The organism is Gluconobacter sphaericus (genome assembly GCF_016757795.1).
GTDB lineage: Bacteria > Pseudomonadota > Alphaproteobacteria > Acetobacterales > Acetobacteraceae > Gluconobacter > Gluconobacter sphaericus.
In genome coordinates, this window is sequence record NZ_CP068419.1 from 392371 (window position 1) to 418119 (window position 25749).

At 60.8% G+C, this 25749-nt stretch carries 21 protein-coding genes and 1 pseudogene; 11 read left to right on the forward strand and 11 right to left on the reverse strand.

What is annotated here, in order from left to right:
* Nucleotide 1: 1 nt before the first annotated feature.
* Genes lptF through rsmA form a run of 5 tightly spaced genes read left to right on the forward strand, consistent with a single transcriptional unit; the run spans nucleotide 2 to nucleotide 6881 of the window.
* A complete protein-coding gene (lptF, locus tag IGS75_RS02010; RefSeq protein ID WP_202257446.1) occupies nucleotides 2-1174 on the forward strand; it encodes an LPS export ABC transporter permease LptF in 1173 nt (390 codons plus the stop codon).
* On the forward strand, nucleotides 1171-2361 hold the full coding sequence (lptG, locus tag IGS75_RS02015) for an LPS export ABC transporter permease LptG (protein WP_202257447.1): 1191 nt from the start codon (nucleotides 1171-1173) through the stop codon (nucleotides 2359-2361). The genes lptF and lptG overlap by 4 nt, the downstream gene beginning before the upstream one ends.
* A complete protein-coding gene (locus tag IGS75_RS02020) occupies nucleotides 2361-4685 on the forward strand; it encodes an LPS-assembly protein LptD (RefSeq protein ID WP_202257448.1) in 2325 nt (774 codons plus the stop codon). Before lptG ends, IGS75_RS02020 begins: the two co-directional genes overlap by 1 nt.
* Nucleotides 4686-4687: 2 nt before the next feature.
* Complete coding sequence (locus IGS75_RS02025; RefSeq protein WP_141351475.1) at nucleotides 4688-6061, forward strand: peptidylprolyl isomerase; 1374 nt, start codon at nucleotides 4688-4690, stop codon at nucleotides 6059-6061.
* Between the two features lies 1 nt (nucleotide 6062).
* Nucleotides 6063-6881, forward strand: coding sequence for a 16S rRNA (adenine(1518)-N(6)/adenine(1519)-N(6))-dimethyltransferase RsmA (rsmA, locus tag IGS75_RS02030; protein WP_062501895.1), 819 nt, complete (start codon nucleotides 6063-6065; stop codon nucleotides 6879-6881).
* Nucleotides 6882-6887: 6 nt separating this feature from the next.
* Here the strand turns inward: rsmA and IGS75_RS02035 are convergent, their stop codons facing one another.
* From IGS75_RS02035 to dnaG, 7 genes are all read right to left on the reverse strand, one after another.
* Entirely contained in the window at nucleotides 6888-8108 is a 1221-nt protein-coding gene (locus tag IGS75_RS02035) for an SAM-dependent methyltransferase (protein WP_202257449.1), read from the reverse strand.
* Between the two features lie 138 nt (nucleotides 8109-8246).
* Complete coding sequence (rplI, locus tag IGS75_RS02040) at nucleotides 8247-8837, reverse strand: 50S ribosomal protein L9 (RefSeq protein WP_141351479.1); 591 nt, start codon at nucleotides 8835-8837, stop codon at nucleotides 8247-8249.
* Between the two features lie 10 nt (nucleotides 8838-8847).
* Nucleotides 8848-9138 (reverse strand): 30S ribosomal protein S18, encoded by a 291-nt coding sequence (gene rpsR, locus IGS75_RS02045; RefSeq protein ID WP_141351481.1) that lies wholly within the window; start codon nucleotides 9136-9138, stop codon nucleotides 8848-8850.
* A gap of 5 nt (nucleotides 9139-9143) precedes the next feature.
* Nucleotides 9144-9626, reverse strand: coding sequence for a 30S ribosomal protein S6 (rpsF, locus tag IGS75_RS02050; protein ID WP_141351483.1), 483 nt, complete (start codon nucleotides 9624-9626; stop codon nucleotides 9144-9146).
* A gap of 159 nt (nucleotides 9627-9785) precedes the next feature.
* Nucleotides 9786-10361 carry a GNAT family N-acetyltransferase gene (locus IGS75_RS02055; protein ID WP_202257450.1) on the reverse strand — a complete coding sequence of 192 codons (576 nt, stop codon included), beginning with the start codon at nucleotides 10359-10361 and terminating at the stop codon, nucleotides 9786-9788.
* 23 nt (nucleotides 10362-10384) lie between these two features.
* The gene (gene rpoD, locus IGS75_RS02060; RefSeq protein WP_141351485.1) at nucleotides 10385-12343 is read right to left on the reverse strand and encodes an RNA polymerase sigma factor RpoD; all 1959 of its coding nucleotides are present in this window, start codon (nucleotides 12341-12343) and stop codon (nucleotides 10385-10387) included.
* 165 nt (nucleotides 12344-12508) lie between these two features.
* Nucleotides 12509-14356, reverse strand: a complete 1848-nt coding sequence (gene dnaG / locus IGS75_RS02065) for a DNA primase (protein ID WP_202257451.1) — start codon at nucleotides 14354-14356, stop codon at nucleotides 12509-12511.
* A 646-nt stretch (nucleotides 14357-15002) separates the two neighbouring features.
* Between dnaG and IGS75_RS02070 the strand changes: the two genes are divergently transcribed.
* The 3 genes from IGS75_RS02070 to IGS75_RS02080 all read left to right on the forward strand — a co-directional run bounded on the left by IGS75_RS02070 (nucleotide 15003) and on the right by IGS75_RS02080 (nucleotide 17230).
* Nucleotides 15003-15167 (forward strand): hypothetical protein, encoded by a 165-nt coding sequence (locus IGS75_RS02070; protein WP_202257452.1) that lies wholly within the window; start codon nucleotides 15003-15005, stop codon nucleotides 15165-15167.
* A gap of 231 nt (nucleotides 15168-15398) precedes the next feature.
* Nucleotides 15399-16778, forward strand: coding sequence for a sensor histidine kinase (locus IGS75_RS02075; RefSeq protein WP_202257453.1), 1380 nt, complete (start codon nucleotides 15399-15401; stop codon nucleotides 16776-16778).
* 77 nt (nucleotides 16779-16855) lie between these two features.
* Nucleotides 16856-17230, forward strand: coding sequence for a hypothetical protein (locus IGS75_RS02080; RefSeq protein WP_202257454.1), 375 nt, complete (start codon nucleotides 16856-16858; stop codon nucleotides 17228-17230).
* Between the two features lie 78 nt (nucleotides 17231-17308).
* Here IGS75_RS02080 and IGS75_RS02085 read toward each other — a convergent pair whose 3' ends face one another.
* From IGS75_RS02085 to IGS75_RS15750, 3 genes and pseudogenes are all read right to left on the reverse strand, one after another.
* On the reverse strand, nucleotides 17309-18274 hold the full coding sequence (locus IGS75_RS02085; protein WP_237468931.1) for a cation diffusion facilitator family transporter: 966 nt from the start codon (nucleotides 18272-18274) through the stop codon (nucleotides 17309-17311).
* 174 nt (nucleotides 18275-18448) lie between these two features.
* Nucleotides 18449-18853 carry an NAD-binding protein gene (locus IGS75_RS15745; RefSeq protein ID WP_337249224.1) on the reverse strand — a complete coding sequence of 135 codons (405 nt, stop codon included), beginning with the start codon at nucleotides 18851-18853 and terminating at the stop codon, nucleotides 18449-18451.
* A gap of 6 nt (nucleotides 18854-18859) precedes the next feature.
* Nucleotides 18860-19345, reverse strand: a pseudogene (locus IGS75_RS15750) (NAD(P)-dependent oxidoreductase); the annotation flags it as partial.
* Nucleotides 19346-19442: 97 nt separating this feature from the next.
* On the opposite strand from IGS75_RS15750, the gene IGS75_RS02095 reads away from it, so the two are divergent.
* Nucleotides 19443-20237, forward strand: a complete 795-nt coding sequence (locus tag IGS75_RS02095) for an AraC family transcriptional regulator (protein WP_202257457.1) — start codon at nucleotides 19443-19445, stop codon at nucleotides 20235-20237.
* A 58-nt stretch (nucleotides 20238-20295) separates the two neighbouring features.
* Here IGS75_RS02095 and IGS75_RS02100 read toward each other — a convergent pair whose 3' ends face one another.
* Complete coding sequence (locus IGS75_RS02100) at nucleotides 20296-20751, reverse strand: GatB/YqeY domain-containing protein (protein WP_202257458.1); 456 nt, start codon at nucleotides 20749-20751, stop codon at nucleotides 20296-20298.
* Between the two features lie 262 nt (nucleotides 20752-21013).
* Here IGS75_RS02100 and carA point away from each other — a divergent pair, with 262 nt between their 5' ends.
* Both carA and carB read left to right on the forward strand, forming a co-directional pair.
* The gene (carA, locus tag IGS75_RS02105; protein ID WP_202257459.1) at nucleotides 21014-22393 is read left to right on the forward strand and encodes a glutamine-hydrolyzing carbamoyl-phosphate synthase small subunit; all 1380 of its coding nucleotides are present in this window, start codon (nucleotides 21014-21016) and stop codon (nucleotides 22391-22393) included.
* 3 nt (nucleotides 22394-22396) lie between these two features.
* Nucleotides 22397-25651 (forward strand): carbamoyl-phosphate synthase large subunit, encoded by a 3255-nt coding sequence (carB, locus tag IGS75_RS02110; protein WP_202257460.1) that lies wholly within the window; start codon nucleotides 22397-22399, stop codon nucleotides 25649-25651.
* The last annotated feature ends 98 nt before the right edge of the window (nucleotides 25652-25749 follow it).

The window sequence follows — 25749 nt, forward strand, 5'->3', positions numbered from 1 at the left end:
CATGGCCTCATCCTCCGGAACCTCCGGGCGGCAGATCCTGCCTCTGCTCGACCGCTACATTCTCCGCCAGCTTCTCATCGCCCTGCTGGCGCTGACGGGAGGGGCAACGGCACTGATCTGGCTGACCCAGTCCCTGCACTTCGTCTCAATGGTGGTCCAGCACGGCCTTTCACTGCGGGTTTTCATCCAGCTCACCTCGCTGATGCTACCATCCTTCATCGCCGTTATCCTGCCGATCACGACCTTCCTTGTAGTACTTTTCATCTATCAGCGGATGGTCGGTGACCGGGAACTCACGGTCATGCGCGCAGCCGGCCGCTCCCCGCTGGAACTGGCAAGGCCCGGACTGCTCTGCGCGTTCTTCTCTGTGATCCTGTGCTACGTCCTGACCCTGTGGCTCGCGCCCGTCTCGTATCATGCGTTCCATCGCTACGAATTCCAGATCCGCAACCGTATGGCGGCCTTCCTGCTTCAGGACGGCGTCTTCACCAGCCTGTCCAACGACATGACGGTCTATGTGCGCGGCCGCACCAGCGACGGTCAGCTGCATGGTGTGCTGGTCGAAGACGACCGCGACCCCGTTTCCCACACCACGATCCTCGCGGAACGCGGCACTATGGTCGTAGTCAACGACCAGCCGCGCGTCGTCCTGTATGACGGCTCACGCGAGGAAATCGACCGTCATACAGGACGACTGAATGTCCTGACCTTCGGACGCAACACAATCGATCTCACCTCATCGCGCCAGCACAACCATGAAGACCGGGATCCGGACGAAATGTCCCTGCGCGAGTTGTTCCATCCTGACCCCCACGAAGTCTCAGAGCGCGACCGTGGCAAGAACATCGTCGTAGGATGGCGTCGGCTAACCTCGCCACTGACGGCATTGTCCTTTGCGATGATCGGTCTGGTCACCGTTCTCAGGGGGGCCTTCTCCAGGCACGGCAACATCACGCGTCCCCTGATCGCCATCCTCACGGTCGTCGGGCTGCTGGCCATCTCACTCATGCTCCAGAACCTGGCCGGACGGCACCTCGCGCTGGTGCCCCTCATCTGGCTTGAGGCCATTCTCCCAGCCTTCGTCTGCGCCGCCATGCTGTTTCTCGAACAGTGGACAGGCACTGCACGCCAGACCGCTCCGGCCTCCGCGCCTTCCGCAGGGTCCGCCCGATGAAAGCCATTCCGTCTACTCGCCTAAGCCCTTGGCTGACATCCCTGTTCCAGGCACTCAGCACCCGCGACGAACATGCCGGGTTTTCCACGACTCTGGCGATCTACATCGCGCGGCAGTTCATGCTCAGCACCCTGTCCATGGTGCTGGCCCTGACCGGACTGGTCTCCCTGTTCGACTTCATCGACCTGCTGCGCCGCGCGGCAACACGACCCAACGTCCCGACCAGCCTCATCGTCAAGATCGCAGCCCTGCACGTTCCGTACTACATCATCTACGTCCTGCCCTTCGGCATCTTGCTGGGCGGGATTGTATGCTTCTCCCGACTGACACGCTCCTCCGAGCTCATCGTGGCGCGTGCTGCCGGCATTTCTGCCTGGCAGTTCCTCGCAAGCCCGCTGGCCTGCGCCCTGCTAACTGGCCTGCTGACGACAACCGGCATTTCGGCTCTGTCTTCAACCATGTTCCGAAGCGCAGAAATGCTCGACCAGACCTATCTGCGTACCGGCGGCGGCCCCCTGACGCTCAATGGCGGCGCGTTGTGGCTCAGACAGTCTGATGACGGGCTGGTGCCTCACGGTGTGGCAATCCTGCATGCTCAGGATGTCCATCTCATCCACGGCGAACTGAAAGTTTCAGGCGTCTCGATCTTCCGCCTTGACGACCGGGACCGCCTGATCGTCCGCGTCGAAGCCCCCGAGGGTGCGCTGGGCGATCACCAATGGATCCTGCACGGAACCTCGGTGCTCCACCCCGATCATCTGCCGCAGCAGATCGGGGACATGACCCTCCCATCCGATCTGTCGGTCGGACGCGTTCAGGAAAGTTTCGCATCGCCGGATACCCTCTCCGTCTTCGCACTTCCGGGCTTTATCAACCTTCTGGAGCGCTCGGGATTCCCCTCGATCCGGCACAGACTTCACTTCCAGTCGCTACTGGCCCTTCCCATTCTGGCCGGGACCATGGCATTGGTATCTGCAGGCTTCTCGATGCGCCCCACACGGCGCGGCGGCGTAGCCCGGATGCTGGGATCGGGAATCGCCGCAGGCTTTGCGCTGTTCACCATCTCGAAAGTGGCCGAACAGTTTGGTGAATCCGGCGCCCTGCCGCCGGTTCTTGCTGCATGGGCGCCGACAGGTGCGGGGCTCTGCCTCGCGGTGGCCCTTTTGCTACACATGGAGGATGGTTGATGACGGTGCCCCTGTGGCTTCCAATGCGCGCCCGCAGACGCGCTTCGCTCGTCAGTGCCACGCTGATGGCTGGAACCGCGCTCGTGGCACCGCAAAAGGTGTCTGCCAACACGATGCAGCGCGACAACTCTCATATCATCGTCATCGGCAAACCAACATCGCAGACCGATCCCCTGACCTATCTTGCGGATAGCGAAAGCTATGCCAAAAACGGCCTGATCACATGGGAAGGCAATGTCCGCGTCTGGCAGGGCGATCACGCCATGCGCGCCGACCGCGTGACCTATGACCGCAGCACAGGCATCCTGTCAGCCAAAGGCCATGTCGCCGTCGTCGAACCCGATGGCAGCACGACCTATGCCGATTATGTCGAATTCAGCCATGGCATGCATGATGGCATCGGCAGCGGCATCTACATCCGCATGCAAGACAATGCCAAGCTCGCCGGCAACGGCATGCGCCGCACGAACGGAATGCTTAACGATCTGACGCATGCCGTCTATACGGCATGCAAAATCTGCGAGAAGAACCCCGACCTGCCCCCCTTCTGGCAGTTTCAGGCCTTCGATGCGACGCAGGACGTCCAGCACAAACGCCTCGAATTCGATCATGCCTGGCTGAAAATTCTTGGCCTTCCCGTCTTCTATTTCCCGTTCTTCTCCATGACCGATCCGTCCGTCAAACGGCAGAGCGGCTTCCTGATGCCGGGCATCAGCCCGCATGACCGCTATCTCGGCACCTATTTCACGCTCCCCTATTTCTGGGCCATTGACGAGCAGCAGGACCTGACCGTCCGCGGCCTCGTCTCCACCAAGACCGGCCCCGAACTGACGGCGCAATACCGCAACCGCATGAACTTCGGCTCCGTCGATGTCACAGGCGGCGTGGCCTACGACACCAATAACGAAAGCAGGTATACCAATACCTTCGGCGACAATGTCGGCTCATCCAGCGAATATGGCGTGCAGGGCTATGTGTTCGGTCGCGCCAATTTCGCCCTGGATCGCAACTGGCAACTTGGCGCCAACATCAACGTCGCCAGTTCCGCCAACTACATGCGCGACTACCGCGTCCCCGGTTACGGTCAGGAAATACTGAATTCCAACCTGTTCCTCGAAGGATACGGCATTGGCTCCTATATGCGTCTCGACGGACAGGCCTATCAGGGCCTGAACCAGGGCACCATCCGCAACTCGGACCTGCCCTGGGCACTTCCGCGGTTGACCTATGCCTTCCAGGGACAGCCCGACATGTTCGGCGGCCGTCTCAGCGTCCAGACAACGGACTTCAACCTGTACCGCAAGAACGGCATCAACGATCAGCGCGGCGAAGCGGCCATCCAGTGGGACCGTCCGTTCCACAACAAGCTCGGCCAGCAGTTCCTGCTGACGGCCCGACTTGATTCCATGGTCTATCACGCTACCCGAGCCTACCAGCAGCCGACCTACTATACGAATGCCGGCGGCAACCATCTCGTCGGGCAGGTCCAGCCGACCATCGCCCTGAAAATGAGCTGGCCGTTCCTGCGTGGCTTCGCCAAAGGACATGGCTCGCAGCTCCTGGAACCAATCGCCCAGATCATTGCTGCTCCCAACACCGGTAACTCGCAAAACCGCAACATCCCCAACGAAGACAGCCTGGCCTACGAATTCACCGACACCACGCTGTTTTCCCTCAACCGTTATCTCGGTACGGATCGTCTCGACGGTGGCCTCCGCGCAAATGTGGGCATCCATCAGAACTGGTCCTGGAACGGCCACGCCATCGACATGCTTGTCGGCGAAAGCTTCCAGGAACATATCGACCACAACCGCCTGCCCTATTCCGGCCTCGACCATCACCTGTCGGACCCGGTGGGTCGCTTGCGCGTCAGCCCGAACCAGTATGTGGATGTCACGGCCCGAGGCCGCTTCAACCCGTGGACCCACCAGTTCGATTACGGCGAAGGCCTCATCAGCACCGGCGTTCCCATGTTCCGCCTGACCGGTGGCTACGTCTACGCGCCCGTGACACCGTATTATTACTATGCAACGAACTTCCGCGAATCCGGTCCGAACGCGCCATATCTGGTCAAGACCAGCGAAGTGACAGGCGGATTTTCAACCCACTGGCGCAATTACCATGCGTCCGGTTTCTTCCGTCGCAGCCTGTCCAGGAAACAGTTCGTCGCAAACGGTGGCACGATCGGCTATTCCAATGACTGTTTCGGGCTGGATATCATGTATATCAAGCAATACACCCGTATCGGCGGCGAACAACGTAACGAGACGATCCTATTCAACTTCACGTTCAAGACGATCGGCACCTTCGGAATCAACGGTTGAGCATGTCCAAGACCCACTGCATCGCCTCTACGGCCCTGGCTGCCCTTCTCGCCTTCTCGGCAGCCCTCCCCGCCACGGCAGCCCCGCATCACAAGGCAGACCCGAAAGCGGCTTCGAAAACTGCGGCGACCAAGCAGGACGCTCCTCCAGCCAAGCCGCCCGAGGATCAGATCCTGGCTGTCATCAACGGACAGGTCCTCACGCAGCGTGACGTGGACAACCGTGCAAAGCTCTTCGTGCTTTCGACCGGCCTGCCCATAAGCCCGGAAATCATGAAGCGCATGCGCGGCCAGATCATCCACCAGTTGATCGACGAGCGGCTGAAAACGCAGGAAATTCTGAAGCTCCACATCAACGTGGAGCCGGATCAGATCGCAGGCGCCATCTCGAACATCGAACAGCGCAACGGCATGCCTAAGAATGCCCTGCGGAGCCGTCTGGCCTCGGATGGCGTGTCACTGACGACGCTGATCGACCAGATTCGGGTGCAGATCGGCTGGATGCAGGTCCTGCGTGAGAAGCTGGGAGAAGAAGGCCGGATCACCGCCACCCAGATCAGCCAGCGCGAGCAGGCCCTTCAGGCCGAGCAGGGTCGCCCCCAATATTTCATGAGCGAAATCTTCGTGCCCGTGGCCGACCCACGCCATGACGAAAACGAACTCGCCTTCACCAAGACGATCATTTCCCAGCTCCGTGAAGGCGCGCCATTCCCGATCGTAGCCGCCCAGTTCTCGCAGGCCCAGTCGGCTCTCGATGGCGGCTCCATGGGCTGGATGCAGGAGGACAATCTTGATCCGCAGGTCGTCAACATCGTCCGCCAGATGCCGATCGGTGCCATTTCCAACCCGATCCAGGTTGCAGGCGGGTTCGTGATCGCGACCGTTCAATCAAAGCGCGTGGTTGGAAAACAGATGGGCACCCAGCTCGACCTGCGGCAGGCTTTCTTCCCGTTCGATACGCCCCTGAACCCGCAGAACCCGACCGAACAGCAGCGTGCTGCCTTGCAGAAAGCCACAGCAGCCGTGCAGACGGTTCATAGCTGTGACGCCATGGAAGCGCTTAACAAATCTCTTGGCGAAAAACGTCCCAGCAATCCGGGTTCGCAGATCCTCGAGCGCCTGATGCCCCAGATGAAAGCAGTTCTCGACGCACTCCCCCCCAACAAGGTCAGCCGTCCCCTGGTCTCGATGGACGGTATTGCCCTGCTCATGATCTGCAACCGGCAACAGAAAAACCTGGCCCAGCAGAGCCCGAGCGAAATCGCTGATCAGCTTATGAATGAGCGTGTCGAGCAGGCCTCCCGCCAGCTTCAGCGCGACCTTCAGCGCCGTGCGATCATCGAGATGCGTCCCGCTGCCAAGACGGCCTTCAACTGACGTGTCCCTTCCTTCACTGCGTGACACCATCCAGGCCCATGGCCTTGATGCAAAGAAATCCCTCGGCCAGCACTTCCTGCTCGATCCGGGCATCTGCGCCCGGATCGCAGCTCTTGGCGGCGATCTGACAGGACGCAGCGTCGTCGAAATCGGCCCCGGTCCCGGCGGCCTGACCCGCGCCCTGCTGGACACCCCTGCCAGCCGTGTCGATGTCGTAGAAATCGACGAACGCGCCTGGCCCCTGCTGGACGAACTGGCCACCTACTACCCGGACCGCCTGCACGTCGTCCGTCAGGACGCCCTGAAGCTGGACGCTGCGGCTCTGGCCCCTGCTCCACGCCAGATCATTGCGAACCTGCCCTATAACGTTGCCACCCCCCTGCTCGTGGGCTGGTTGCGTCAGGCCTCGCAGTGGGAACGACTCTCGCTGATGTTCCAGCTCGAAGTCGCGGAACGTATTTGCGCAGCTCCGGGAAGCTCGGCTTACGGACGCCTCGCAGTACTCTCTCAATGGTGCGCCTCGTGCTCGGTTGCCCTGCGCATCCCTCCGGCCGCGTTCTCACCACCGCCCAAGGTCCATTCCGCAGTCGCCGTCATCATACCCCATGCCGAACAGCCTTCTCCGCAGTTGTTCCGCGCCATGGAGCAGGTCACGGCAGCAGCCTTCGGCCAACGTCGCAAAATGCTGCGCTCTTCACTGAAATCCATCGGCGGCGAACGCCTGCTGGAACAGGCCGAAATCGAACCAACCCGCCGGGCCGAAACGCTTTCGGTCGCCGAATTCGCGCGACTGGCGGAACTGAATCTCGCCAGCCGCTGAAGGCTCTTACGACTTCGCGCTTTCCCGTTCACGCTCGAACATGTAGTCCCGCGTGAACGGCACAGCGTCGATCGACCTGGTCAACTGAAGCTGGAAGTTCATGTGCCCCTGCACGCGGAACGCCAGCTCGGCCCCTACGAGATAGAACTCGAACATCCGGACAAATCGCTCGTCATAAAGTGACTGGATCTTATCGCGGTTGGCGTCAAAACGCTTGTGCCATTCCGCCAGCGTGCGTGCGTAATGCAGGCGCAGCACTTCGCAGTCCGTCATCCACAACCCCGACCGCTCAATCGCCGCCAGCGTCTCGCTCAGCGCAGGCGAATATCCACCCGGGAAAATATATTTCTGAATCCAGGGGTTGGTCGTCCCCGGCCCGTCCATACGCCCGATGGAATGGATCAGCGCCACGCCATCCGGCTTGAGGCAGGCTTTCAGCTGTTTGAAAAATGCCTCAAACTGTGGCGGCCCAACATGCTCAAACATTCCCACCGAGACGATCCGGTCGAACTGCTGATGCAGGTTGCGGTAGTCGATCAGCGCGAAGCGCACCTGATCCTCAAGCCCCTCGTCCTTCGCCCGCTTCCGCGCCACCTCGAGCTGCTCGCGTGACAGCGTGATACCCAGAACCTTCGCGCCATAATCCTTCGCCAGCGTCAGAGCCATGCCACCCCATCCGCAGCCGATATCAAGCACCTCGAGCCCCGGACGATCCAGATTAAGCTTGGACGCAATATGCCGCTTCTTGGCGACCTGCGCTTCTTCCAGCGTCATATCCTCGCGCACAAAATAGGCGCAAGAATACTGCCGGTCCTTGTCCAGGAACAGATCGTACAGTGCCCCATTCAGATCATAGTGGTGAGCGACATTACTGCGGGATTTCTTGAGAGAATTGAGCGTCTTCCACGCCCGCGTCACATAGCGCAGACGGTCTTCAATTTCTTCGAAGACATGCCCGTGCCCGTTGATATTTTCCATCAGGACCGTCAGCAGCGTCTCAAGCGTACAGCCGTCAGGCACGATACTGCCCGCCATGTATTCCTCGCCGAACGCCAGACCGGAATTGATGATCAGGGCCCGCTCCGCCTGTTTGGTGAGTAGATGAAGTCCGGCTTCAAGTCCCGGCTTGCGGCCACGATAGGTACGGACAGTCCCGTCACTGAACGTGACCCTCAGGCTTCCTGTCTGGATGAACTTCCTCAAGACAAAACCAAGAATCCGTCTCATTCCGATCTCCTGTTTCCAATACTGGGAAAAAACCCGAACAGGTCTGAAGTTGTACTCCTCCGGAAGAACAGAGACAAAAAAACCCGGCCGGGAAGAATCCCGGCCGGGTTTTTCAGGACAAGGTCCTCGGTAAAAGCCTCAGGCTTCTTCCGATGCCTCGGCAGCTTCAGCAGCAGCCTCTTCGGCGGCATTCTCAGCCTGCAGTTCGCCAAGGATATTCTCATCCTCGTCCTGCTCGCCAATGGCTTCGCCACGAGCCTGACGCTCCGCTTCTTCACCGGAACGGGCAACGTTGACCGTCAGCGGGATGGACACTTCCGGATGCAGCACGATACGTGCTTCCGTCAGGCCAAGATGCTTGATCGGGTGTGCCAGGACAACCTGCTGACGCGAAATCGTCAGACCGGCTTCCGTAGCGGCCGCCGCGATATCGCGGGTGCTGACGGAGCCGTACAGGCTTCCGCTGTCACCAGCCTGACGGATGATAACGACGGACAGTTCATGCATGCGCTCAGCAAGACGCTCGGCCTCTTCACGCTTCTTGAGGTTCTGGGCCTCAAGCTGGGCGCGCTCGGTCTCGAAACGCTTCTTGTTGGCAACCGTGGCGCGCATGGCCTTGGCCTGGGGCAGCAGGAAGTTACGGGCATAACCCGGCTTCACGTGCACCAGGTCGCCCATCTGGCCGAGATGCTCGACCCGCTGCAGCAGGATCAGTGCGGTCTGGGACATGGTGCGCTCCTCAGCTTACGACGTAGGGGAGCAGGGCGAGGAAACGGGCACGCTTAATCGCCTGTGCCAGCTCACGCTGCTTCTTGGCCGAAACGGCCGTGATGCGGCTCGGCACGATCTTGCCACGCTCCGAAAGGAAGCGGCTCAGCAGACGCACGTCCTTGTAGTCGATCTTCGGCGCGTTGGGGCCGGAGAACGGGCAGGACTTGCGACGACGGTAGAACGGACGACGTGCGCCAACTGCCGTGCGACGAGCAGCCGGGTTCACTTCGTTGACGTCGGGAGTGATGGTCTCGGACATGTTTCTTACTCCGCTCCGGCCGTCTCACGAGCATCGTCCTGCTCGCCACGTGCACGATATTCCTCACGGTCTTCGCTGCTGCGACGGGGACCGCCACGGCCGCTCTCGAAACGACCGGCCGGCTTGGAGCCGCCACGGAAGTTGCCGCGGTCACCACGGTCGTCGCTCTTGCGAGCCAGAACCGGAGACGGGTTCTCGTCGATCTCGTCAACGCGCAGCGTCAGAACGCGCAGCACGTCTTCGTTCAGGCCCAGCTGACGCTCCAGCTCGCGCAGCGTGTCAGGGGTGCAGTCAAGACCCAGCAGGACGTAATGGCCCTTGCGGTTCTTCTTGATGCGGTATGCGAGCGAACGCAGGCCCCAGAACTCACGCTTCTGGATGGAACCGCCGTTGTCCGTGAGCAGGGTTTCGATGGTCTCGACCAGGGTTTCCACCTGAGCCTGCGACACATCATTACGTGCGATAAGCACGCTTTCATACAATGGCATGAATACTCCCTTCGGATGAGGTCAACCCGAGACTGGCTCCAGCCCATGCCGGAAACAGGGCCCATGTTTCAGGGCGCGGGTATAGCCGGCGCGATGCCACATCGCCCAGCAGGGAAAGGCGGCATTAATCACACCATGCGCCTCAAGGCAAGTCCTGCCTCAGAGTCGCTTCAGCCTTTGCGGCACATATTCGTCGGGAACGTCCCAGCTTTCCGGCACGATATACCGGAGTTCAAATCCTGCCCGCCGGTAATTCGGCAGCGCGTGAGGATGATCGAGCGTGCAGGTATTAACCCGCAGACGCCAACTTCCGGCCCCAAAGGCCCGGGCCACGGCATGATCCAGAAGCGCACGCCCCAGACCGCGCCCCATCCCCTGCGACAAAAGACCGAAATAGGCCAGATTGGCATCCCCGCCCTGCCTCAGATCCAGTTCGTAGAACCCGAGCGGCTCACCCGAGCCATCACGCAGGACCATGAACTGAACGGCAGGATCATAAAGAATTTTCGCCAGTTCAGCATCTGGCATCGACCGCCGCATCCACCAGCAGTAATCCTGCCCCACCCCCGCATACAGAACGCGATAAAGCGGCACGGCCTCATCCCCGGCTACACGGGACAGAGAATATCCTTCCGGCAGAACAGGCGACGGACGGGGAGAGCGTGTTTCCAGAAAGATGACATCCACCGCAAGACGGGTGGATGTCCCTTTCGGCTTAAGCCAGTCCGGCAGCATCGCTCCGGTCCCGCGCCCGACGATCAGTTGTCGTCGAGGAAGGAGCGCAGCTTGCGCGAGCGGCTCGGGTGCTTGAGCTTGCGCAGCGCCTTCGCCTCGATCTGACGGATACGCTCACGGGTCACGTTGAACTGCTGGCCCACTTCCTCAAGGGTGTGGTCCGTGTTCATACCAATGCCAAAGCGCATCCGCAGCACGCGCTCTTCGCGCGGCGTCAAGGACGCCAGAACGCGCGTCGTGGCTTCACGCAGGTTCGTCTGAATCGCGGCATCCAGCGGAATGACGGCCGTCTTGTCCTCAATGAAGTCACCGAGATGGCTGTCCTCCTCGTCACCAATCGGCGTTTCGAGAGAGATCGGCTCCTTGGCGATCTTCAGGACCTTACGGACCTTCTCCAGCGGCATGCCGAGCTTCTCGGCCAGCTCTTCCGGAGCCGGTTCACGCCCGATCTCATGCAGCATCTGGCGCGACGTCCGGACGAGCTTGTTGATCGTCTCGATCATATGGACCGGAATACGGATCGTCTTGGCCTGATCCGCGATGGAACGCGTAATCGCCTGACGGATCCACCAAGTCGCATAGGTCGAGAACTTATAACCGCGACGGTACTCAAACTTGTCCACGGCCTTCATCAGGCCGATGTTGCCTTCCTGGATCAGATCCAGAAACTGCAGTCCACGGTTCGTGTATTTCTTGGCGATCGAAATCACCAGACGCAGATTCGCCTCAATCATTTCCTTCTTGGCACGCGTGGAATCACGCTCGCCACGGGAAACGGTTGCATAAACGCGGCGGAACTCACCAACCGGAAGGCCCGTCTCATGCGACAGAGCCGCAATCTCGCCACGCAGATTGCGCAACTGGTCCATGTGCTTGGTCGTCAAGTTCTTCCACCCCTTGCCCGGCAGAGCAGAAATGCTGTCCAGCCAGGTCGGATCAAGTTCGCGGCTGCGATACTTGATGAGGAAGTCATCACGCGAGATCTTGCAGCTCTCGGCCAGACGCATCATCCGGCCTTCGACATTGTTCAGCTTCTGAACCTGCATCTTGATCTGCGCAACCAGCTCCTCAATCCGGTTGTTGTGCAGATGCACCTGCTCGACGATGCTAACCAGTTCATCGCGCAGCTTCTCGTAGGTCTGTTCAGACTTGTCCGAATGATCCTCACCACCCGTCAGGGCCTCGATGCGCTTGATCTGAAGCTTGCGAAGCTTGTGATACAGCGGCTCGATGGCTTCGAAACGCGCCAGGATTTCCGGCTTCAGCTTCTCTTCCAGAGCGGACAGGGACAGGCCGCTGCCTTCCTGCTGATCGCCTTCACCTTCTTCGTTCTCGTCCTCGGCCGTATCGTCCTCTTCGGACGCCTCGTCATCTTCCTCGCCCTCGACCGCCTCAGGGTCCGGACCACCGCCCTGGCTGGCCTCAAGATCCACGATGTCACGCAGAAGCATCTCGCCGTCCTTGAGGCGCTCATGCCAGGAGATGATGGCGCGAATCGTCAGCGGGCTCTCGCACAGGCCGCCGATCATCTCGTCGCGACCAGCTTCGATCCGCTTGGCAATCGCAATCTCGCCCTCGCGCGACAACAGCTCGACCGACCCCATCTCGCGCAAATACATGCGGACCGGATCATCCGTGCGGCTGGCAGCCTCGGCATCGACGTTACCGCCCTGCGGACCTTCGGCCTCCTCGGACTCGCCTTCGGCTTCCTTTTCCGCAGGAGCTTCGGCGTCATCCTGCTCTTCGTTCTCGAGGACCTGAATGCCCATTTCGGACAGCGCCGCCATAACGTCCTCGATCTGCTCGGAAGACATCTGGTCCTGCGGAAGGACAGCGTTCAGTTCGTCAAAAGTGATATGCCCGCGTTCACGCCCTTTGGCGATCAGCCGCTTGACGGCAGCGGACTGCGTATCGAGGAGAGTGGTATCCCCCTCCTGTTCCTGCGCGTTCCGATCCGTTCCAGAGGCTGTTTTCGTCGCCATTCGTCTCTCCGTCAACTCCGCCGCGAGTTAGCAATCCGGCAGCGTGCAGGTGGTCGATCCTGCGCCCGAAGTCAAGATTGGCACCCCAAAGAATACAACCTTTCGGGAATAAAATTCATTCCGGAATCATTCCTTCCCATATGACGGAGCAATCTCCGGGGCCCCTTATTCGCCAACCCTCTCTCCGCTTTTCAGGGCATCGCGAACCCGCAGACGGGTCATGAGTGCATTGGGAAAGCGAAGACCGCTCTGCCCGTTTTCATCCACGAAAGACTCCATATCCCCTTCAATCACGGCCCGGGTCACGTCCTCCTCCAGGGTCCGCTCGAAGGTCTGGAAATTGACCAGGGCATAAAAATGCCACCAGCTTTCAATGACATCCACTTTCAGGATCTCATCTTTGACCTTCCCGTCGCCCACACCGCGCGGCAACGGACCGCCTTTCACCCTTCCCGCCAGATCTGCCAGCCCATGCTCTTCCAGCCATGACATGCAGCCCTCTTCCGTCAAGGCATCCCGCTCCTCTTCCTGACAGGACCAGTCCAGCAGCGCCGAACGCAGATGATCCAGTTCAGACGGTAGATGCAAACCGCTATACGCCTGTTCCACCTCCGGAAGGATATCGGGATGGTGAAGCAGCATCGCCGTCATGATGTTCAGCCTCTCCAGATTTCCCGACTCCACATCACGCATCGCTCCGGGCGCCTGCGTGGAAAGCCGCAGGCTCTCGCCCCCCTTGCGCTGAAAGTTTTTTTTCCGCCGGAAACGCGCAAAGAACATGTCCAGCAACGTACTGCGATATTCCGACGCCAGAGCCTTGTCCGGAATAAGCCGCGACAGCACCACCAGCTTTTCGCGCAAGGCCGCCCTCTGGTCCGGCCCCGGGTCCACCAGCCCCGCTGTCAGCAGCCCGAACAACTCCTCCGCCATCGACGTCGCGCCGGACAGTGCCTCCTGCATAGCCCGCGGCCCGCGGCTTCGGATCAAACTGTCCGGATCATCCTTCGCATCCAGCCGACAGAACCGGATCGTCCGCTCGGGCGACAGAAGCGGCAGCGAAACTTCACAGACCCGCAACGCTGCCCGCGCCCCCGCCGCATCACCATCAAGACACAGGATCGGCGACGGCGACATGCGCCACAGCAGTTCAAGCTGCTCCTCACCCATCGCCGTACCCAGAGGCGCCACAGCCCCACCAAATCCCGCCTGATCCATGGCGATGACGTCCATGTACCCTTCGACCACCACAAGATCCGCCCCGCGATGCACCGCCTCTCGCGCCAGGTCGAGATTGAACAACGTCCGCCGCTTGGAGAACAGGGCCGTCTCCGGGCCATTGAGATATTTGGGCTGCCCATCCCCGAGCGTCCGGGCGCCAAAGGACATCATGCGCCCCCGCCGGTCCCGGATCGGGAACGTCACACGATTGAAGAACAGCTCCCCTTTCGGAGCCCCCTGCTCATCCACGCGCATGACCCCGGCGCGGATCAGCATCTCGACCGTCACGCCATGCGGGCGCAATTCGTCCAGCAGCTGCCGCCCGTCGCCGGACCAGCCCAGACCGAACCGCTCGATCGTCTCTTCCGTCAGCCCGCGTCCCCGCAGATAGGCCAGCCCTTCGCGTCCTTCCGGACGATACAACCGGCGGCGATAGCTCTCCTGCACGAGGTTGAGAACGTCACCCAGCGACTGTGCTTCCCGGGCACGAGCTTCCGACCGCGGGTCGGCTTTCGGAACCTCGAGACCTGCCTCAGACGCAAGCTGTTCAACGGCTTCAGGGAAGCTGCGCCCCTCGCTCTGCATCACATAACTGATGGCATCGCCGTGCACGCCACAGCCGAAGCAATGGAAATGATCGTCGTAAATATAGAAAGATGGCGTTTTTTCGCCATGGAACGGACAGCAGGTTTTCCAGTTCCGACCGGACCTCACCAGCTTGTTACGCCGCCCGATCAGCGACGGCAGCGGTGTCCGGTTCCGCAGTTCGTCGAGAAAAGCAGCATCAATTGCCATGGGCAGGAAGAGCCTTTCATGCGGGTTGGAAAGAAGGTCAACGAGCGCATACAGCGCCAGCCCTTCTGTTTAAAGGAAACTTTTTCCCGAAATCCACCATGTGCCCCTTCATGACGGAGCACAGACAAGTGACCGATAAGTCAATTCGAATAATTTCCATGTAGGTATAATTTTTTCCTTTTAATATCCCACCAATGGTTTCCACCCCGAAGAAGCGTCATGGTGACGCTGAACGGGACGTGGCTTCTCTTTCTCTTAACCTACCCTTGGGCAACAAGCCGCACCCGACGTACAAACACAGGGTCGCAGCCAATAACTGTTAAAACTTCAGTGCTGAAAGAACGCGGGGAAGGTGGAAAGCGCCACGTCGTCCTCATTCTTCAAGTCGCTGAGACACTGGCCTCGCCAGGGATCGCCTTCGCCATAAAGACAAGTCGAGGCGTCGCATCATCCTGTCCCGACAGTACCTACAAGGACGTGGCTTTCTCGCCAGCCCCCAGCACCCTCGTCGCCGCTACCGACATCGTTCCTCACCGTCCTGCCGTTGACGCTAAAAACAGTGGAGGACATGAAACTCGGCGCCGTCATCATCGATCGCGGCGCCGAAGGTGGCGACAACTATGAAGGCACGTAGGCCAGACAGAGCGTGCAGGTCGGCCCCACGACCATCATCGGCCCCGTCGACGTCCTGTCCACGCTCACCGAACAAGCCAGCGAACTCTATTCCAAGCACGTCATGCATCTGCTCCAGCAGATCATCACCAAAAACAAGGGGCTGGTACCTCTGCTCTTCGCCGGAATGATCGACTGACGCTACATGAACAAGGCTGGTAACGGCAAAAAATCAGGCTCTACAACTTCGACGCCGCCGCCCATATCATTACATTCGACGATGCCGCCGTATTGCTGCCCTGATCCGCGCTAAAAGCAGGTTTCAGAAAGGTGAATTTTCAGGATACATTATTGTACAGCGCGGCAGAAAATATCGCGCATGGATCCTGAAACCATCGCGATACTACGCGCTATTACTCAGAAAAGAGATATGGGACAGACACAGACCGCCCCACCCGACATTTTCTGCACCGCCTTCGACCTGTTGCCTGATCTGATCTGCATGGAGCCTGTCAACAGCGCAAGCGCCATGCACTTCAACACGGCCTGGAAGCAGCAGGCCGCTGCGCTTGGTGTGCCGCTCGCTTTTTCAGAGTGGCTTCCGGTCATTGTCCCCGCCGATCAGGCGGAGATCACCCGCATCCTCCGCGATACCACCCCCTCAGATCAACTCCGGAGCATAAGCTTCCGCATTCTGAATCCTGACGGACACACCCGCTGGTTCCTCCTGCGCCTTGTCCAGCGCCTGCCCACCAACGGCGAGGACACCATTCGCCTCCTCATCCTGACCAATATCCACGAACAGAAACGCCACGAGGAAGATCTTCTCCAAAAGGCCGATATCCGTGACCGCATGCTCAATGTCAGCGTGGACTGCATCAAGGAAATTACAAAAGACGGCACGCTGGTTCACATGAATACCGCAGGCTGCAGTGCCCTGGGCGTGGACAGCACCTCAGGCTTCGGCATGCGCTGGCTCGGCCTGCTCCCGCCGGAAGCTCATACCCCAGGCCGCGAGGCCCTGAAGGACGCCACCAAAGGACGGAACGCCCGCTTCATGGGCGTCAGTCAACTCCCCGGCCAGCCTATCCGGCATTGGGACAACATGCTGACCCCGCTTCTGAATCCCGATCAGAGCGTCGAAGCCATTCTCTGCGTCTCGCGCGATGTAACGACCCAGCACGAAAATGAGCAGCGGATTGCCCTGTTGCTCAACGAACTGAACCACCGCTCCAAAAATATGCTCGCGATCTTTCAGGCCCTGATCCGACGCACCGTCCCCAACCCCACGGCTCCTTTCGTCAAGGTTCTGGAAGAGCGCATCACCTCCATCGCCAGAAGTCAGGATCTTCTGATCCACGGCGAATGGACAGGTGCCACAGTCTGGGACGTCGTCACGTCCCAGACCGTTGTCGCCGGCGATTTTCCAGCCACACGCCTGCGGATCGAAGGCGATCCGGAGCTTCAGTTCATCCCCGACACCGCCGATCGCATCGGCCTGGCCATTTACGAGCTGACCACCAACGCCATCAAATATGGCGCCCTGTCGAACGACACCGGAACCGTGACCGTCAGCTGGGGTCTGCACGACGAAGAGGACAAACCAATCTTCCGGATGTACTGGAAGGAGACCGGAGGCCCCACCGTCGCCAAACCCGAACGCCGCGGTTTCGGCTCGATCGTCATCGAACACAATCCCCGCTCGATCCCAGGCGCCAGTAGTGCCTGCTCCCATGAACCAGACGGCACCGTCTGGACCTTCTGCGCCCCAGCCGAAAATGTCGTACGCTGCCCCCTCCGATTGTTCTGAACGCAGGATTGGGGCATGCTCGGCTCCGTCTCTCTGCTACCGGGTGCCCCGGCAGCTTTGGAAAACAGGAAGCGTTAATGAAAAAATACCTGATGCTTGCCGCCGCAGCCGGTCTGCTGGCGACATCGATCACAACGGCAGAAGCAGAACCGGGTGGCTGCCTTAAATACGGCGCTGCCGGCGCCGTCGGTGGACACGTCGCCAACCATCATGGTTTCCTCGGCGCCATGGGCGGCTGCGTGACCGGCATGTATGTCCGCCACCGTTACCGCAAGGAAGCCCGCGCAAAGGCTGCCCTGTACGACAAGGAACATCCTGGCGCGAAGGGCACCTACAGCGAGAAAGCTACCGCCTACGATGTCGAGCACTCAACCTCACCTGGCCAGATGAACAGCACGCCCCCTGGTACGCCGGCCACCACCCCGGAAGCCACTCCGGCCCAGCCCCAGTAAGACCGGAGCCATCATCTCCCGATGATGACACCCATGCCGGGCTCCCGTGAGGGAGCCCGGTTTGCCTTCAGACTTGTTTCAGATCGGAAGCGGCACACCATCCTTACGATCCTGCGCCTCGACATACATCCGCAGCACCGACGGATACCGCGCCCGCGTCACCCGCTCCAGCGCCGAAACCCCCTGCTCCACCTGCCCGGCGGTCAGCGTATCGTCCCAGTCCAGCGACACCAGGACAATGATACTCCCTGGCCCCCGCGTCTCAGTCACGACCTCGTTGACTCCGACTACACCTGACAGCTTCACCGCCTCGGCCCGCACGAAGGCGTCGATTTCCGGACTACTCTCCCCAACCAGCAGGGAGCGCGTCTCGTTCGTCAGCAGTACCGCAACAATCACCAGAACAAGCCCGATCAACAGCGATGCCACACCGTCCAGAATATGCCATCCCGTCACGACGGACAGAACGGTAAAGACCAGCGCGATCATCAGACTAACCAACGCCGCGCCATCTTCGAACAGCACGACAAACAGTCCCGGATCAGTACTGCGGCGGATCATGGTCCACAGGGAGCCCTTCCCGGACGGTAGGGACTTCATGGCCGCCAGAAACCCGTAGCCCTCCATGCTTCCAGAAATCCCAAGAATGGCGACATTCAGCCACCAGCCGGGAAAAACATGTCCCTGCACATGGATCGGCTCCATCGCCGCCGGATGCCAGACCTTTTCCCACCCCTCATGCAGCGACGCGACCCCGCCGCCAATGAACAGCGCGCCCGCTACCACCAGCGTCCAGAAATAAAGCTCCCGATGATGCCCCAGCGGATGCTCCTTCGTCGCCGGAGCCGCCGCGCGCTTCATGCCCACCAACAGCAGAATCTGGTTGCCGCAGTCGACAAAGGAATGAACCGTCTCCGCCAGCATCGCGGCCGAGCCGGTGAGCAGAGCCGCCACACCCTTCACGCAGGCAATCGCGAGATTGACCCCCAGCGCAATGAAAACGACCTTCCTTGAACCACCTGCCGACATTCTGGCCTCATCCATAACAAGTGGATTTCAGAGTGAGGATCTCGGCGCGCCCCTGTCAAACACTGCCGCACGCTATTGCCGGCTTCCAAGCACACCATGGCCCTGCTGAACACGCGTCAGTTCATCCACAAACCAGCAATAATCGGACGCCATGAACGCAATCAACGCGTCCAGATCGGACCCCGACACCTATTTCAGCCCGCTGTCCTGCCGAGCCCGCTCCAGCAGCACGACAAAATCGCGCTCGGCATCCCCCGCACTGATCGCACTCAGCAACCGATCCCGCACTACCGAGGCATAAGGCAGCGGCACAGCATTTTCTCCACCGGCCTTAAGAAACATCTCGATATCCTTAAGCCCCAGCGTCACCGGCGCGCCCGGATGGTCGTATTCATGATCGACCATCAGTTTCCCGTAGTTCTTATGAACCGGTGCGTTGTAAAAACTGCCCGTCATGATCTCAAAAATCTTATGCGGATCCGTGCCGACCTTTTCATTCAACGCAAAAACTTCCGCCATCTGCTCAATCGTCGAATAGATCATGAAGTTCAGAGACAGCTTGGCCAGATTGGCCTGAACCGGATCCTGCCCCACTTCGAAAATGCGGGATCCGAAACACTCCAGCAAAGGCCGCAGATGCTTCAGAGCCTCTTCCGCTCCTGCCGTCACCACAAACAATTCGCCAGCCTTCGCTGCCGGAGGCCGCCCCAGCACATTGGCGCTGACATAACCCTGCCCGCGTTCTGCATGCCCGTCCCGCAAACGACGCGCCTGCTCCAGAGACAGCGTACTGCTGCACGCATGAATGGCGCCCGGCACCAAGGCCCTCGCGATGCCATGCTCTCCGAACACAGCCTCTTCCGTGCTGGCATCATCGAACAGCATGGAGAACACAACCTCCACCTGGCGCGCCACGTCCGCAGGCGTCTCGGCAAAAACCGCCCCCTGCGCCACCAGATCATCCGCCTTCGCGCGTGTCCTGTTGGTCACGACAAGCTCGTGCCCTCCCTTGAGAAGACGCTCCGCCATTGCATGTCCCATGGCCCCGAGGCCGACAAAACCGACTTTCATGATCCTGATCTCCCGCTGAACACTCCGCTCAGGGCTTCAAACCCGTCCGGAGAAGACAGTTCTAGCGAAAGCAATTTTGGCGTTCTCACGCTCTCAGGCCATAGTTCGACTCATGCACGCCAATTCCTTCATGACCCCCGCCGCAGACCGTTCAAACGCCGGAACGCCATGGCTTCTCGGCGGCCACATGAAACAGGACACACGCCGGGTTGCAGACCGGCACGCCCATGAACGCGGCCAGATTTTCGGTATTGAAAGCGGCGTCATGGCCATCCGCACCGAGCACGCCTACTGGTTGATCGGCCCCGGCCAGTGCCTCTGGCTCCCACCCCATATCCTGCATGAAGCCCGCTCGCACGGCGCCGTCTCAGGATGGAGCCTCTATGCCCATAAAGCGCGATGCACCACTCTGCCGGACGAACCCTTTATCGCTGGCGGAACACGTCTCCTTACCGCTTTAGCGGACCGCCTCTCCCGCGATGCCTACGAAGCCAGATGGGACGCGCATATCGCCCGCCTCGCAGAATGCTTCTGGCACGAGTTCCTCGCTGCCCCACGCGCCTCCGTGTCCCTGCCTTTCCCAAAAAGCGAACAACTCTGCCGCGTCGCCAACAGCCTGAGCGACAACCCGGCAGACCCCCGCGCCCAGAAAGACTGGGCCAGACTAGCCGCCATGTCGCTACGCTCCTTCGTCCGCCATTTTACTCTTGAGACGGGACTGCCGTTCTCAGTCTGGCGGCAACGCCTGCGCATCCTGAACGCACAGGAAAAACTGGCCCGCGGCGAAAGCGTGGCCAGCGTCGCCCTGGATGTGGGCTACGAAAGCCTCGGCGCCTTCGCCACGACCTTCCATAAAAACACCGGCTACCGGCCCAGCGATTACGCCAAACTCTGCCGGACAGCGTGAAAACAAAAAAAAGCCGCCCCCGAAGGAGCGGCTTTTTATCCTGCAACTGATCGACAGATCAGGCCGAGAGATGCGCCTTCACCAGCGCACTGGCCTTCGCCGGGTCTAAATCTGCGCCAAAACGCTCCTTCAGAGCCGCCATGACCTTGCCCATATCCTTCATACCAGCCGCTTCGGTCTTCTGCACCGCTTCGACAATCCCGGCCTTCAGCGCAGACTCATCAAGTTCCGGCGGCAGGTACGACTTGATCGTGGCGATCTCGCCTTCTTCCTTTTCCGCCAGCTCCGGACGACCACCCTCACGATACATCGTAGCAGATTCCGTGCGGGACTTGATCATGGAACGCAGGGCGGAAATGATGTCCGTATCCGTTACCTCGGCGCTCTTGGCGCGGGCAGCAACGTCCAGATCCTTGATCTTGGCCGTGATCCCGCGTATCTGAGCCACCGTCTCGGACTGACCGGCCTTCATGGCTGTCTTGAGGTCGTCCATGATCTGCTTGCGAAGCGACATCGCCGTTCTCCTTCATCGGACAGCCCGCTGGAAACTTCCTCGACGAGCCGTCCCTCATTCTTTGAATAGCGGCAAAATCGCACAAAAGCCGGTTTGCAACAATCCGGCAGCCCCCTGTGGCCGCCAAACAAGTTATTCGGAAAAAACTTCCCACCCCTTCCGAGAACGCAAAACAGATAGTGGGAAAAAACTTCCCATTCTGTTTCTGATCCCTTATTCAGAGGTCCCAGAAGTACATCCGGCAGCCAGAAACGGGGCGACCATGGACATCGACAGAATCATTGAAAAAGCCGGAGGCGCGGACGAAATCGCCGCTCTCGCCGGTGTCGGGCTGGAAGCCGTGCGCAAGTGGCGCCAGTCCCGCATGGTCCCCACCAAACACTGGCCGGCCCTGCTGCGCGTGCCGGGAATCGCCCTTCAGGATCTGACAGCGGATCTCACCGCACCTCAAACCCCACAAGAACAAGAAAGAGAGACGGACGTGTCCAATCCCTGCCCTCCCGGCGCCAACGCCGCCCTTGTCCTTGCAGACGGGACAGTCCTGTGGGGCCGCGGCTTCGGCGCCCATACGGAAGGCGCCGTCGGTGAACTGTGCTTCTCCACCGGCATGACCGGCTACCAGGAAACCCTGACAGACCCGTCCTTCGCCGGACAGATCGTGACCTTCACCTTCCCCCATATCGGCAATGTCGGCACCAATGCCGATGACAACGAGGCCCCGAAAATGGCCGCCCTCGGTGCCGTCGTGAAGGAAGACATCACCGCCCCGGCAAGCTGGCGCTCCCACGAGCCCCTCGCCGCATGGCTCAGCAAACATGGCCGTGCAGGCATCAGCGGCGTTGACACCCGCGCCATCACCCGCACCCTGCGCGACAGCGGCCCACAGACCGCCATCCTCGCCTTCCCGGAAAACGGCCGCATCGCCACGGACAGCCTGCTGAACCGCGCCCGCCAGTGGCCCGGCCTCGAAGGCATGGACCTCGCCAAAGAGGTGACTCAGCCCAAGCGGGTCTGGACCGAAGGCGTCTGGGAAACCACCCGCCCGGCCCGGACCGAAAACCGCCGCCGCGTGGTCGCCATGGATTACGGCGCCAAGGACAACATCCTGCGCTGCCTCGTGACCGCCGGCTGTGACGTCACCGTTCTGCCCGCCACGGCTACCGCCGAAGAAATTCTGGAACTCAAGCCCGAAGGCGTGTTCCTCTCCAACGGCCCCGGCGATCCGGCCGCAACCGGCACCTATGCCGTCCCCGCCATCCGCACAGTGCTCGACGCGAACGTCCCCGTCTTCGGAATCTGCCTCGGCCACCAGCTTCTCGCACAGGCGCTGGGCGGCAAGACCTACAAGCTGGAACGCGGCCATCGCGGCGCCAACCAGCCGGTCAAAGACATTGAGACCGGCCGCGTGGAAATCACCAGCCAGAACCACGGCTTCGCAGTGGACGAAAAGTCCCTGCCTACGGACGTGAAGGTGACGCATGTGAGCCTGTTCGACGGCTCCAACGAAGGCATCGCCTCGACCACGAAGGACGCCTTCTCCGTCCAGTACCACCCCGAGGCGAGCCCCGGCCCGTCCGACAGTTTCTATCTTTTTGAGCGTTTCGTCGCGGTCATGGACCGTCGCGCTAAAGCAGGAGCCTGAGCCATGCCAAAACGGACAGACATCAAGTCCATCCTGATCATCGGCGCTGGCCCGATCGTCATCGGACAGGCTTGCGAATTCGACTATTCCGGCGCACAGGCTTGCAAGGCCCTGCGTGAGGAAGGCTATCGCGTCATCCTGATCAACTCGAACCCCGCCACCATCATGACCGACCCCGGTCTGGCGGATGCGACCTATATCGAGCCGATCACCCCGGAATTCGTCGAGCGCATCATCCTCAAGGAAAAGCCCGACGCCGTCCTGCCGACGATGGGCGGCCAGACAGCCCTGAACGCCGCCATGGCGCTCGACAAGTCCGGCTTCCTCAAAAAGCACAACGTGGAACTGATCGGCGCCGACGCAGAAGTCATTGACCGCGCGGAAGACCGCCAAAAATTCCGCGAAGCCATGGACGAGATCGGGATCGAAAGTCCCCGCAGCACCATCGCACACACGTTGGAAGAAGCCCGCGCGGCGCTGGCCGATGTCGGTCTGCCCGCCATCATCCGCCCGTCCTTCACCATGGGCGGCGCAGGTGGCGGCATCGCGTATAACCGCGAAGAATTCGACCAAATCGTCACAGGCGGCCTCGATGCCTCCCCCACGACCGAAGTCCTGATCGAAGAATCCGTCCTCGGCTGGAAAGAATACGAGATGGAAGTCGTCCGCGACACCGCGGATAACTGCATCATCATCTGCTCCATCGAAAACATCGACCCGATGGGCGTGCATACCGGTGACTCCATCACCGTCGCCCCCGCCCTGACGCTGACCGACAAGGAATACCAGCGCATGCGGGACGCCTCGATCGCGTGCTTGCGCAAGATCGGCGTCGAGACCGGCGGCTCCAACGTGCAGTTCGGCGTCAATCCCGCCGATGGCCGTCTGGTCGTCATCGAGATGAACCCGCGCGTGTCGCGTTCCTCCGCACTTGCCTCGAAGGCCACCGGCTTCCCGATCGCCAAGATCGCCGCCAAGCTGGCCGTCGGCTACACGCTGGACGAACTCAAAAACGACATCACCAAAACGACCCCAGCCTCCTTCGAGCCAACGATCGACTATGTCGTCGCCAAGATCCCCCGCTTCACCTTCGAGAAGTTCCCCGGCTCCCCGGCGCTCCTCTCGACATCCATGAAGTCGGTCGGTGAAGCCATGTCGGTGGGCCGCTCCTTCGCCGAAGCCATCCAGAAGGGCCTGCGCTCGATGGAGACGGGCCTCACCGGGCTCGACCCGGTCGAAGCTCCCGGCGACGGTTCGCACAACGCCTATCTCGCCGCTCTGGCCGAACCGCGCCCCGAGCGCATCCTGATGGCCGCACAGGCCCTGCGCGCCGGACTTTCGGTCGAACAGGTCAACGCAGCCTGCAAGTTCGAGCCCTGGTTCCTCCGCCAACTCGAAGACATCGTGGCCTCCGAGCGCGAGATCGAAAAGAACGGCCTGCCCACGGACGCCTACAACCTGCGCCGCCTCAAGGCCCAGGGCTTCTCCGACGCCCAGCTTGCCCGCCTTTCCGGCCAGAGCATCACGGATGTCGCAGCTCTACGTGAAAAACTGGCTGTAACGCCGGTCTACCGCCGCATCGACACCTGCGCCGCCGAATTCGCTTCCGACACGCCCTATCTGTACTCCACCTATGAAGGCGGGTTCGGCACGCCGGAATGCGAAAGCCGTCCGACGAACCGCGACAAGATCATCATTCTTGGTGGTGGCCCGAACCGCATCGGTCAGGGCATCGAGTTCGACTATTGCTGCGTCCACGCCGCCTATGCCCTGCGCGAAGCCGGTTTTGAGACGGTCATGGTCAACTGCAACCCCGAGACGGTCTCCACCGATTACGACACCTCGGACCGCCTGTATTTCGAGCCCCTGACCGCCGAGGACGTGATCGCTCTGATCCGCACAGAAGCAAAAGGCGGCAAGGTGCTGGGCTGCATCGTTCAGTATGGCGGCCAGACCCCGCTCAAGCTGTCCCGCGCCCTTGAAGACGCCGGGATCCCCCTCCTCGGCACACCTGCGGACGCGATCGACCGCGCCGAGGACCGCGAGCGCTTCCAGGCCATGCTCCGCAAGCTCGGCCTGCGCCAGCCCCGCAACGGCATCGCCCGCAGCCCGGCGGAAGCCGAGAAGATCGCAGAAGAAGTCGGCTACCCGGTCGTCGCCCGCCCGTCCTACGTTCTGGGCGGCCGTGCGATGGAAATCGTCTATGACAAGCCGGGCCTCAAGCGCTACCTCAACGAAGTCCTGCGCGCCGCCGGTCCGGAAGTCTCAACCGGCCCCGTCCTGCTCGACCACTACCTCAACGACGCCATCGAAGCGGACGTGGACTGCATCTGCGATGGCGAGAACGTCTATGTCGCAGGTGTCATGGAGCACATCGAGGAAGCCGGCATCCATTCCGGTGACTCCGCCTGCTCCCTGCCGCCCTATACGCTCTCCCCGGCACTGGTGACGGAACTGCGCTCACAGACCGAAGCCATGGCCCGCGAACTGGGCATCCGCGGCCTGATGAACGTCCAGTACGCCATCAAGGACCAGGAAGTCTTCGTTCTCGAAGTAAACCCGCGCGCCTCGCGGACGGTACCGTTCGTCGCCAAGGCCACTGGTGTTCCGGTTGCCAAGATCGGTGCACGTGTCATGGCGGGTGCGAAGCTAACCGAGTTCCAGCTTGATGGCGGTGCGGTTTCTCCGCATGTCGCGGTCAAGGAAGCCGTGTTCCCCTTCCATCGCTTCGCCAATGCCGACACGATCCTCGGTCCGGAAATGCGGTCCACGGGTGAAGTCATGGGGCTGGATTCCAGCTTCGAGCGCGCCTTTGCCAAGTCGCAGCTTGCAGCCGGTGTGACGCTGCCGCTTGCAGGCACTGTGTTCCTGTCCGTCCGTGACAGCGACAAGGCGCATGTCCAGCCGCTGGCCCGCAAACTGGTCGCCATGGGCTTCACGATCCTTGCCACCAGTGGCACGGCCTCCCGCCTGGAAGACGCAGACATTCCCGTAAAGCGCGTGAACAAGGTGATGCAGGGGCGTCCGAACTGTGTGGATTCCATCCGCTCGGGCGACGTACAAATGGTCATCAACACCTCACAGGGAGGTCAGGCCGCACAGGACAGCTACGAAATCCGTCGCAGTGCCCTGACCATGGGCATCCCGCATTACACCACAATCGCAGGTGCCCGTGCGGCGACCTACGCCATCGCGGTCCTCAAGGAAGACGATCTGGGCGTCGCCCCGCTCCAGTCCTACTTCAAGGGTAAGTTCTGACCTTATCAAGACTCTTCCGGTTAGGCTGTCCCGCAAAAGGATCACAGCCTAACCGGAAAGGAGCATCGGACTTGTCGCACAAAGGAGAGAGCGGATAG

Coding starts and splice junctions, on each gene's coding strand:
- IGS75_RS02055 (WP_202257450.1), bottom strand. CDS start 10,361: ATGCTGCCGGACTGGCTTAAGCCGAAAGGGACATCCACCCGTCTTGCG.
- rplI (WP_141351479.1), bottom strand. CDS start 8,837: ATGTCCCAGACCGCACTGATCCTGCTGCAGCGGGTCGAGCATCTCGGC.
- IGS75_RS02025 (WP_141351475.1), top strand. CDS start 4,688: ATGTCCAAGACCCACTGCATCGCCTCTACGGCCCTGGCTGCCCTTCTC.
- IGS75_RS02020 (WP_202257448.1), top strand. CDS start 2,361: ATGACGGTGCCCCTGTGGCTTCCAATGCGCGCCCGCAGACGCGCTTCG.
- IGS75_RS02085 (WP_237468931.1), bottom strand. CDS start 18,274: ATGGATGAGGCCAGAATGTCGGCAGGTGGTTCAAGGAAGGTCGTTTTC.
- IGS75_RS02075 (WP_202257453.1), top strand. CDS start 15,399: ATGGGACAGACACAGACCGCCCCACCCGACATTTTCTGCACCGCCTTC.
- lptG (WP_202257447.1), top strand. CDS start 1,171: ATGAAAGCCATTCCGTCTACTCGCCTAAGCCCTTGGCTGACATCCCTG.
- dnaG (WP_202257451.1), bottom strand. CDS start 14,356: ATGGCAATTGATGCTGCTTTTCTCGACGAACTGCGGAACCGGACACCG.
- rpsF (WP_141351483.1), bottom strand. CDS start 9,626: ATGCCATTGTATGAAAGCGTGCTTATCGCACGTAATGATGTGTCGCAG.
- rpsR (WP_141351481.1), bottom strand. CDS start 9,138: ATGTCCGAGACCATCACTCCCGACGTCAACGAAGTGAACCCGGCTGCT.
- rpoD (WP_141351485.1), bottom strand. CDS start 12,343: ATGGCGACGAAAACAGCCTCTGGAACGGATCGGAACGCGCAGGAACAG.
- lptF (WP_202257446.1), top strand. CDS start 2: ATGGCCTCATCCTCCGGAACCTCCGGGCGGCAGATCCTGCCTCTGCTC.
- IGS75_RS02100 (WP_202257458.1), bottom strand. CDS start 20,751: ATGTCGCTTCGCAAGCAGATCATGGACGACCTCAAGACAGCCATGAAG.
- IGS75_RS02095 (WP_202257457.1), top strand. CDS start 19,443: ATGCACGCCAATTCCTTCATGACCCCCGCCGCAGACCGTTCAAACGCC.
- IGS75_RS02035 (WP_202257449.1), bottom strand. CDS start 8,108: ATGAGACGGATTCTTGGTTTTGTCTTGAGGAAGTTCATCCAGACAGGA.
- IGS75_RS02080 (WP_202257454.1), top strand. CDS start 16,856: ATGAAAAAATACCTGATGCTTGCCGCCGCAGCCGGTCTGCTGGCGACA.
- carA (WP_202257459.1), top strand. CDS start 21,014: ATGGACATCGACAGAATCATTGAAAAAGCCGGAGGCGCGGACGAAATC.
- carB (WP_202257460.1), top strand. CDS start 22,397: ATGCCAAAACGGACAGACATCAAGTCCATCCTGATCATCGGCGCTGGC.